Source organism: Butyricimonas sp. RTP31003st1_G1_RTP31003_210430 (genome assembly GCF_040920905.1).
Taxonomy (GTDB): domain Bacteria; phylum Bacteroidota; class Bacteroidia; order Bacteroidales; family Marinifilaceae; genus Butyricimonas; species Butyricimonas paravirosa.
Genome location: NZ_JBCOSQ010000107.1, coordinates 1 through 9,174 on the forward strand (window position 1 = coordinate 1; position 9,174 = coordinate 9,174).

Below are 9,174 nucleotides of genomic sequence, written 5' to 3' on the forward strand. Positions count from 1 at the left end.
GTATGAGGTGGGAATGGAAAACCTGACAAACTTGTTGGAGGCTCAGGCCCAATGGCAACAGGCTTGGAGCGAATGGGTGGACGCGAAGGCCGCTTTGAAGTTGTGTGAATCGGAATACTTGAAGGCGATAGGAAAACTCGAATAATTTTAGATTTTAAATTTGGAACTTATATATGAATTTACAGTAAACCAACTCCCTCCCCCCTTCGGGGTACTCCCTCTATAAACAGAGGGAGAGTTGAAATACTCCCTGTTTTTGGGAAGAGGCACTAGCTCCTCCTCTGTTTATAGAGGAGGTGGCACGAAGTGACGGAGGAGTTTGAGAATGAAAACAAGCATTACCTTAATGGACTGGAAAGTTGTATATAATTACCTTAAATTTTAGATTTTAGATTTCCACCTGCGAGGTTCGCGCTTTTTAATCATGAATTATAAATCGTAAATTGTTAATTATGAAAAGGATTGGTTTGATTTTATTGGGGATGTTGATGGCAGGGGCGGTTTCTGCCGAGGTGAAGAAAATCAAGGGAACGGGGTATCTTGTGGTGCATGATCGTCAGGCAGATCAGTCGTTTACCCGTGTTTCCGTTCAGCAGTCGATCACCTTGTATATATCACAAGGAAAAACGGAAGGGATTACCGTGGAGGCGGATGATAATATTATTCCTTATATAAAAACGGAGATAAAGAACGGGCAATTGAATATCTTCCTTGACCCGGAAGTGATTGTTCGGGGATATACGGCAATGAATGTTTCCGTGTCCATGCCTGTTATCACGGATATAAACGTGGCGGCTGCCGGGCGTTTGGAAGGAAGTTCGCCTTTTACCGTGAATAAACTGGAAATCGTGGCATCCGGTGCGGGGAGCGTGAAGTTGGAGGTGAAAGGAAGCGAAGTTGACGTGGAGGCATCCGGTGCCGCGAGACTAGAACTTAAAGGTGAGGTGGAGCAGTTTGATCTGGAAATGTCTTCCGCTGCCACGCTGAAAGCTTGGGAGCTGCGTGTGAAAAATTGTGATGCCGAGATTAGTGGGGCTGCCAAGGCTGAAGTTTCCATTTCCGGACAGTTGGAGGCAGAGATTTCTTCGGCTGGCATTCTAATCTATGACGGGACCCCGCGGATTACCAAACAAAACGTGACCGGGCGGGGAACTTTGGTAAAAAGGAGATAGGATAAATGCGATTTTGTGCAGTTTTTTATACCTTTACATCGAGGGGTAGCTGGCCATGTACGGCCTGTAAAGATAAAAACTGTAACAAATGAATAAACGTGATCGATTGATAGGAGTGTTGTTGATATTGTCTGTACTTTTCTTTCAATATTTATGGCTGCTCCTTTCCGTGCTGTTGCTTGTTGTTCTGGGTATTTTGATTTTTGATACCCGGTATGATCGTTACGCTTTAGTCATGGTGGTTCTCGTGCTACTCTTGTACCTGAGTGCAAAGTTTATGTTTTACGAGACCTATCTGGTACCCACGAAATCGATGTTACCTGCACTGAATAGTAATGTGACCGTGCGGGGTGAGAAGTGGCGGTATGGTGGTATCTATCTTTCGGCTGTGGAGGAATGGCCTTTGGTCACGATGTTCACGCGTTCCAGTAAATACCGTACCGGTAAGTTCGCGGCGAAGGACCGGATAAAAATGGTTGGTTTCTGGAAACCCAAGAAAAATGATATTCTGGCGTATTATGCTCCCGTGGATTCCTCCCGGATTCACATCGAGCGGTGCATCGGTTTGCCGGGTGATGTCGTCTCCGTGGAGGAGGGACGTGCAGTCATTAACGGGAAAGAGCGAGAGGAGGACAAAACGTTGAGTTTGCGTTATATGGCTTATTTTTCGGACTATATGAGATTCCGGGAGGCGTGTAAAGAGTTGTCATTGTTTATGAATTCGGATGATTATTCGGTTTCTGAAGATGCCGTGTATATGTCGCTTGATAAAACGATGTTAGATCGTCTTCGTCAAGGAGGAGTGGTCGATAGTCTTGTGTTCCGTCAACGTGGGGAAGCCCGGCGGAAAGTGTTTCTCGCGGATTCCTGCGGATGGAGTTTCCGGCATTGGGGGCCTTACAAGTTGCCTTACAAGGGAATGAGAATCGAGTTGACCCCTGAGAACCGGATGTTATACGGTTCCTTGCTGCGTGGACCGGAACGTGTTGCCGATCCGGATAAATTGACTTCCTATGTTTTTCAAAAAGATTATTACTTCATGTTGGGCGATAACCGGGGCAATTCATTGGATTCCCGATTCCTTGGGCCGATTCCCTCTTGCTGTATCGAGGCAAGGATTTTACATGTTGATTAGTATGGGGGCGAGAGTCCTGTTTTTTCGCACGTCCGGAATGCGTGGATAAGTGACGATTTGTCCCCCCAAAAGCGGTATCCGGATAGGGTTCCTTCCTGATCCTGTTAAAATAATGGTATTAAATAGTTATCATACGCTTATCCTCTTGTTAATATATACTATACAAGTATAATTATTTGTTATTTTGATAGGAGGGGAATAGGGGCGGAATGGGAGGGGAATGGGAGCGGCTCGCTCTGAAATGGCAATTTGATCATATATTGATAACATTATTTTACATTAGATGGTACAAAAATTTTTCATCTCACCTCTGCATTTTTGAATGTAAAAAGTGAAAAGCGGATAGGGAGCTACCTGCAAATGCGAACTGAATTTTAAGGACTCTCCCGTGTAAATTAGTTTTCTATTCCTAGTAATAGTCTGGACTTTGCCTGCACGAATTTTGGGATAATCCGGCGAGGGGTTCCCGTGTCGAGACTTCTGCTGCTCCGACTATTCATGACCGGGGTGGTAATTGCATCCTGCGTGATGAGTTGAAGGGTTGCAGCCAGCAAGGGTTCTTCTTTATCTCCCAGTTGGTATTGATGGTGAAATTGCTCCAAGATGGGGAACATGGGGGGTATGCCGCCTTTGACGGATTCTCCCCGACTGTTTCTGTATTCCGTGGAGATCAACATGATATTCCAGTTCTGTAAGTCTTTGTCGTTAGGCGTGTAGATGATTCCACCCATATTTTTCCCCATAGTAATGTCGCCAACGACGTTTACTTCCATGTATGGGGATAAGGCACTGATCAGCATTTCGGCGGCTGATGCAGTCACTTTACTCGTGATCACCCACAGGCGTTTCAAGTTTAGACGGGAATCAAGGGGTACCGTCTTGTCAAAATGTTCTTCTAAGCGGGCAGGATCATCGGCGTATTTTTCCTGATATGCTTTATTCCAGCTTTTGTGAATAAGCAGTTCTTCGTTTTCCACGACTTCTTCCGGGGCGAGGAGTGAGCATAGTTGTTTCACGGCAAAAATGTACCCGCCTTGATTATATCGTAAATCCAGAATGAATTCGTCAATATTGGCTGATTTTAAGGTTTGGAATACGTTGTTCAGTTGTGCCAGCGACGTGTTACCGCGGAACACGAAATCCGTGTAGATCATGTACCCGATTGTTTGGTTCTCCAAGGGAATCAACCCGTAATCAAGTACCGGATCGATCGTGTATGTTTGGGCGGTCAGCTTTTTCGTTTCGTACGGTTCTGATACTTCATCGTTTGATAGCCCGAGAGAAAGTTGGGATGCGTAGTACAAATTTGTGTAGTTTTCCGTCGTGATCCTTTCCCCGTCCATGTGAGTGATCAGGTCTCCCCGTTTTAGTCCTGCTTTTGCTGCTGGAGAATTCGGGTAAACGAAATTGACATCCGCGAATATGTAGCCCTCTTTCTCCCAGAAAGTCAAGTTGTAGCCAAAACCTTCGTCATACCCGGAGGCGTCGGCAATTTCTCCCAGACCTTTAGAACTCGTGATACGTGACCATTGGTCCTCGGGGTATTTCATGGTAGCGAAGTATTCCGCCGGGTTACTATCTGGATCAATGTTTTTGTCCTTGACTTCATCCGCCCAAAAGTATTGGTCGGTCATTTTGTCTTTCGTGAACGTGTTAATCCGGACATATGAGTAAGGGCCCGGAGTAGGGCTTACTCCGCGTGAATCCTCACAACTTGATAGGAATCCTGCTAAAATCGAAAAGAAGAATAGTCTATACATAAGTTTATGTCTGATAGTAAGCCACAATATTACGAATTTTTAATGGATTTCCGTATGCGATTTTGAATAAAAAGTTTTTGATGATATTGCATATTTATTCAATATGATTATTCCGATCGTTTTCTTCGTGTTTTAGAGATGGTGAAATTAGTACGTTTTCTTCGTGTAGTGCTTGTGGTATTTGGAATGAGTGGCACTTTGCTTGTTGTTTTTATTTCATGTAATATATTGTTTGATTGTTTGTTGGTGGTGGGTGTCAAGGCGTTTTCTTTTCTTTCGGTGAAAAAAATGAGAAAATATTTGTTTTTGCCGCATATTAATGCATATATTTGCACAGTGAATAAATAAATATGCACAATGAGTAATCAAAAAGAATTTGAATGATTTAGATTAAATGGTAAAAAGATGAAGATTGAAGTTGTAGTTGCATCCGAGAAACACCTGTCATACGTGACAGCGATAAACGATGCGATTGATCATGCTGCAAAAGCAAGAGGTACTGGTATAGCCAGAAGAACGAACGAGTATATTGCCGATAAAATCCGAAGTGGAAAGGCAATTATCGCTCTGAATCGAGAGGAGTTCGTGGGTTTCTGCTATATTGAATCATGGGGTCACCAGAAATTCGTGGCGAACTCCGGGTTAATCGTGGTACCGGCGTACCGGGGATTGGGAGTAGCAAAACAAATAAAGGAGGCTGCTTTTCATCTGTCGCGAAGGCGATTCCCGCAAGCAAAGCTTTTCGGCTTGACAACTGGTGAGCAGGTGATGCGAATCAATACTTCATTGGGTTACGTGCCTGTTACTTTTGCCAAACTCACGGATGACGAGGAGTTTTGGGCCGGATGCAAGTCTTGCGTGAATTATGACATATTGCAACGGACGAACATGACCAAGTGTCTTTGTACCGGGATGATTTATGATCCGGAGGTCGTGGTCAGACAACAGGCGGCGGCTAAAAAGGCGGCTAAGGGGAGGTCATTGCCTTTGTTCAAGCATCTGCGTCATGTTGTGGGGGCCACGTTGGCGGTTTGTGGGTTACCGGTTTCTCGCACTGCCATGAAGCATACGGCAAATTTGTAACTTGTAATTTATATTCATGAAAAAAGTAGTTTTAGCATATAGCGGGGGATTAGATACCTCTTACTGTGTCAAGTACCTGAGCGAGGAAATGGGGCTTGAGGTTTACACGGCATTGGCGAATACCGGGGGATTTACCCCCGGTGAGCTGGCCGGGATCGAGGAAAAGGCGTATGCCTTGGGGGCGAAGAAACACGTGACGCTGGATGTCACGGGGGAATATTACGAGAAATGTATTAAATACATGATTTTCGGGAATGTTTTGCGTAACAAGACTTACCCGGTATCGGTCAGCTCCGAACGTACTTTCCAAGCGTTGGCTATCGTTCGTTACGCGAAGGAGATCGGGGCGGACGGCTTGGCTCATGGAAGTACGGGGGCCGGGAATGACCAGGTTCGTTTTGATCTTTGTTTTTCCGTGTTTGCCCCGGAAATGGAAATTATAACCCCGACTCGTGATTTGAAACTGAGCCGGGAAGAGGAAATTGCCTATTTGAAATCGAAAGGAGTGGAGCGGGATTGGTCCAAAATGGCTTATTCCATCAATAAAGGACTTTGGGGAACCTCGGTGGGAGGAAAAGAAACATTGAATTCATGGGAATATCTTCCGGGAGAGGCCTATCCTTCTTCTTTGGAGAAGGAGGGCGAAGAGGAGTTAATCTTGTCGTTTGAACGGGGAGAGTTGTGCCGGGTAAACGGTGAATGTTACACGGATAAAATCGAGGCTATCCGCCGGGTGGAGGCTTTGGCCTCTGCTTGGGCAATCGGTCGTGACACCCACGTGGGGGACACGATTGTGGGGATTAAAGGACGTGTCGGTTTCGAGGCGGCTGCTCCGTTGATGATTATTAAAGCCCATGAATTACTGGAAAAACATACACTCACGAAATGGCAGATGTATTGGAAAGAACAACTGGCCAACTGGTACGGAATGTTTTTACACGAGGCCATGTACGGGGAACCTGTTATGCGGAATATCGAGAGTTTCCTAAAAGATACACAACGATACGTTTCGGGTGACGTGCGGGTTCGGATGCGTCCCTATTGTTTCGAATTGTTGGGAGTGCGGTCAGACCATGATCTGATGGATGCCACGTTTGCTTGTTACGGGGAGGAGAACAAGGCTTGGACGGCAGAGGATGTGAAAGGTTTTACCCGGATGTTGTCGATGCCTTTGCAGGTTTATCACGCGGTGAACGAGAAGAGCGAGGAGGGACTATGATCAGAGTGGGTATTGCCGGGGCTGCCGGTTACACCGCGGGGGAATTGATCCGCGTATTAATTTCTCACCCGCAAGTGGAATTACGTTATTTACAAAGTGAATCGCACCGGGGAGAACCTGTCGGACGAGTTCATCGGGATTTGATTTACACGAATTTGAAGTTTTCCGATTTGGATTTGACGGGTATTGATGTTCTTTTCCTGTGCATGGGACACGGGATGTCGGCTCAATTTTTAGAACGGCATCCGGTTCCGGCATCCGTGCGAATCATTGATTTGAGTCATGATTTCCGGTTAAAGTCGAATGCCGGGGATTTTGTTTACGGTTTGCCGGAACTGAATCGGGAGCGGATACAAGGAGCTTGGCACGTGGCGAATCCGGGGTGTTTTGCGACGGCAATAGAATTGGGGTTGCTACCGTTGGCGAAGAGCGGTTTGCTGCCTGCCCACGTATCGGTCTTCGGAATTACCGGGGCGACGGGTGCGGGACAGAAACCGACGGAAGAGACGCATTATAGCCATCGGGCGCAGAATCTTTCGGTTTACAAGGCTTTTTCTCACCAGCATTTGGCTGAAATACGGGAAACGTTGTCTGGGCAGGATGAAGATGTGCAGACGGATATTGCTTTTGTTCCCGTGCGTGGGTGTCATGCTCGGGGGATCATGGTAAATGCGGTTTTCGAGAGTGAACGGGATTTGTCGGAAATCCGATCTATGTATGCCGCTTGTTACGAGGGACATCCTTTCACGGTGATGAGTGACGAGTCTGTTTATTTGAAACAGGTGGTGAACACGAATTATTGTTTTGTCCATATTGAGCGGCAGGGTCGTAACGTGTTAGTGACTTCCGTGATTGATAACCTGTTAAAGGGGGCATCCGGACAGGCCGTGCAGAATATGAACCTGATGTTCGGACTGGAAGAAACAATGGGTTTGGGTTTGAAAGCCAGTTATTTTTAATTTATTCGAGTATGTTTGATGTTTATAATTTATTGGATATAGAGCCGATCAAGGCGGAGAAAGCCTATTTCTGGGACCGTGATGGAAATAAATACCTTGATTTTTACGGGGGACACGCCGTTATTTCAATCGGACATTCGCATCCGCATTACGTGGAGTTGGTGACGGGGCAATTGAATCGTATCGGGTTTTATTCAAATGCCGTGAAGAATCATTTGCAGGAGGAGTTGGAGCGGAAATTACGGGAGCTTTCCGGTTGCACGGATTATAATTTGTTCCTTTGTAATAGCGGGGCGGAGGCTAACGAGAATGCTTTGAAACTGTCTTCTTTTGTTACGGGGCGTTCGAAAATACTGGCCATGCACGCTGCCTTTCACGGGCGTACGAGCGGGGCGGTTGCCATCACGGATAACCCGACAATACAGGCATCTTGGAACCGGGGACATCAAGTGACATTTATCGATTTGAATGACGTGGAGGCTTTGAAACGGGAGTTGTCCGGGGAGGAATACGCGGCTGTCATCGTGGAGGGAATTCAAGGTGTCGGGGGAATCCGGATTCCGACAGGAGAGTTTCTGCGGGCGGCTCGTGAGGTTTGTGATCAGACAGGTACGTTGTTGATTTTGGATGAAATCCAGTCGGGCTATGGGCGGAGCGGGAAATTCTTTGCCTATCAGCATGCGGGGATCGAGCCGGACGTGATCACGATGGCGAAAGGAATGGGCAACGGATTCCCGGTTGCCGGAGTGCTGATTCGCGGGTCGATCAAGGCGGAGAAGGGGATGTTGGGAACGACATTCGGGGGAAATCATTTGGCTTGCGCAGCTGGGATTGCCGTGTTGGATGTGATCAAGGACGAGCAACTGGTGGAAAATGCTGATCGTGTCGGCGGGTATCTGATGGAGCGATTAAAAGTTTTGAACGGGGTGATTGAAGTGCGGGGAAAGGGATTGATGGTTGGGGTGGATATTGATATTCCTCATTCGATTTTCCGTCGTCGTTTGCTGGCGAATCAACACGTGATCACGGGGAATAGCGGGAAGAACACTTTGCGTTTATTGCCCCCGTTGTGTGTTACCCGGGAGGAAGTTGATGAGTTTGTCGCTCGGTTTAAACAAGTAATGAATTAACAGATGAAATGTAAAGTCATAAAAATCGGGGGTGCTTTGATCGAGGATGCGGGACTGTTGAACCGGTTGTGCCGGAAGTTCGCATCGATGACTTCCCATTTCGTTATCGTGCATGGTGGCGGGACTTTTGCCGGGCAGCTTGCGGAACGATTGGGGATTCCCCGCAAAATGATTGATGGGAGACGGGTGACCGATCGGGAGACTCTGGAAGTCACGGTGATGGTTTATGCCGGGTGGGTCAATAAAACGCTGGTTGCTCGCTTGCAGGCTTTGGGAGTGAATGCTTGTGGACTTTCCGGGTGCGACCTGAATCTGGTGCAAGCCGATCGGCGGGAAGGGCAGAGTATTGATTGGGGATATGTGGGGGATGTCCGACTGGTGCGTATGGGGGGGCTCGAATTATTGTTACAAGCCGGGGTGGTGCCTGTTATTTCTCCGATCACGCATGACGGGAAAGGGGTGTTGTTGAATTCGAATGCGGACGGGATTGCGGCGGCGGTGGCGGAGACGCTGGGGATGTGCTATGACGTGGAGTTGATCTATTGTTTTGATAAAAAGGGGGTGTTGACGGATGTCGGGGATGAAGGTTCCGTGATACCTTGTCTTACCCCATCTTTGTATGAAAAATATAAGCAAAGCGGGATGATTCATTCCGGCATGATCCCCAAGTTGGATAATGCTTTTAAATCTGTTTCTAACGGGGTGCAGGAGGTTCG

At 47.0% G+C, this 9,174-nt stretch carries 9 protein-coding genes; 8 read left to right on the plus strand and 1 reads right to left on the minus strand.

The annotated features are described in order from the left end of the window. The first annotated feature begins 13 nt into the window (after positions 1-13). The 3 genes from AB5542_RS20310 (at position 14) to lepB (ending at position 2,307) form a co-directional block, all read left to right on the plus strand. A complete protein-coding gene (locus AB5542_RS20310) occupies positions 14-145 on the plus strand; it encodes a hypothetical protein (protein ID WP_368243400.1) in 132 nt (43 codons plus the stop codon). 307 nt (positions 146-452) lie between these two features. Continuing rightward, positions 453-1,172, plus strand: coding sequence for a head GIN domain-containing protein (locus AB5542_RS20315; RefSeq protein ID WP_279038414.1), 720 nt, complete (start codon positions 453-455; stop codon positions 1,170-1,172). Positions 1,173-1,260: 88 nt separating this feature from the next. Beyond that, entirely contained in the window at positions 1,261-2,307 is a 1,047-nt protein-coding gene (gene lepB / locus AB5542_RS20320) for a signal peptidase I (RefSeq protein ID WP_279038413.1), read from the plus strand. A 395-nt stretch (positions 2,308-2,702) separates the two neighbouring features. On the opposite strand, the gene AB5542_RS20325 is transcribed toward lepB, so the two are convergent. Beyond that, a complete protein-coding gene (locus tag AB5542_RS20325) occupies positions 2,703-4,067 on the minus strand; it encodes a S41 family peptidase (protein WP_279038412.1) in 1,365 nt (454 codons plus the stop codon). Positions 4,068-4,472: 405 nt separating this feature from the next. On the opposite strand from AB5542_RS20325, the gene AB5542_RS20330 reads away from it, so the two are divergent. The 5 genes from AB5542_RS20330 to argB form a co-directional block, all read left to right on the plus strand. Continuing rightward, positions 4,473-5,150 (plus strand): GNAT family N-acetyltransferase, encoded by a 678-nt coding sequence (locus AB5542_RS20330; protein WP_340278239.1) that lies wholly within the window; start codon positions 4,473-4,475, stop codon positions 5,148-5,150. Between the two features lie 16 nt (positions 5,151-5,166). After that, positions 5,167-6,369: an argininosuccinate synthase gene (locus tag AB5542_RS20335; RefSeq protein ID WP_279038411.1), complete on the plus strand. Its 1,203-nt coding sequence runs from the start codon at positions 5,167-5,169 to the stop codon at positions 6,367-6,369. Then, positions 6,366-7,328 carry an N-acetyl-gamma-glutamyl-phosphate reductase gene (gene argC, locus AB5542_RS20340; RefSeq protein ID WP_279038410.1) on the plus strand — a complete coding sequence of 321 codons (963 nt, stop codon included), beginning with the start codon at positions 6,366-6,368 and terminating at the stop codon, positions 7,326-7,328. The genes AB5542_RS20335 and argC overlap by 4 nt, the downstream gene beginning before the upstream one ends. 11 nt (positions 7,329-7,339) lie before the next feature. After that, positions 7,340-8,458 carry an aspartate aminotransferase family protein gene (locus AB5542_RS20345; RefSeq protein WP_279038409.1) on the plus strand — a complete coding sequence of 373 codons (1,119 nt, stop codon included), beginning with the start codon at positions 7,340-7,342 and terminating at the stop codon, positions 8,456-8,458. Between the two features lie 3 nt (positions 8,459-8,461). Next, positions 8,462-9,174 (plus strand): acetylglutamate kinase (gene argB / locus AB5542_RS20350; RefSeq protein WP_368243398.1); only part of this gene is annotated, 713 nt, incomplete at its 3' end.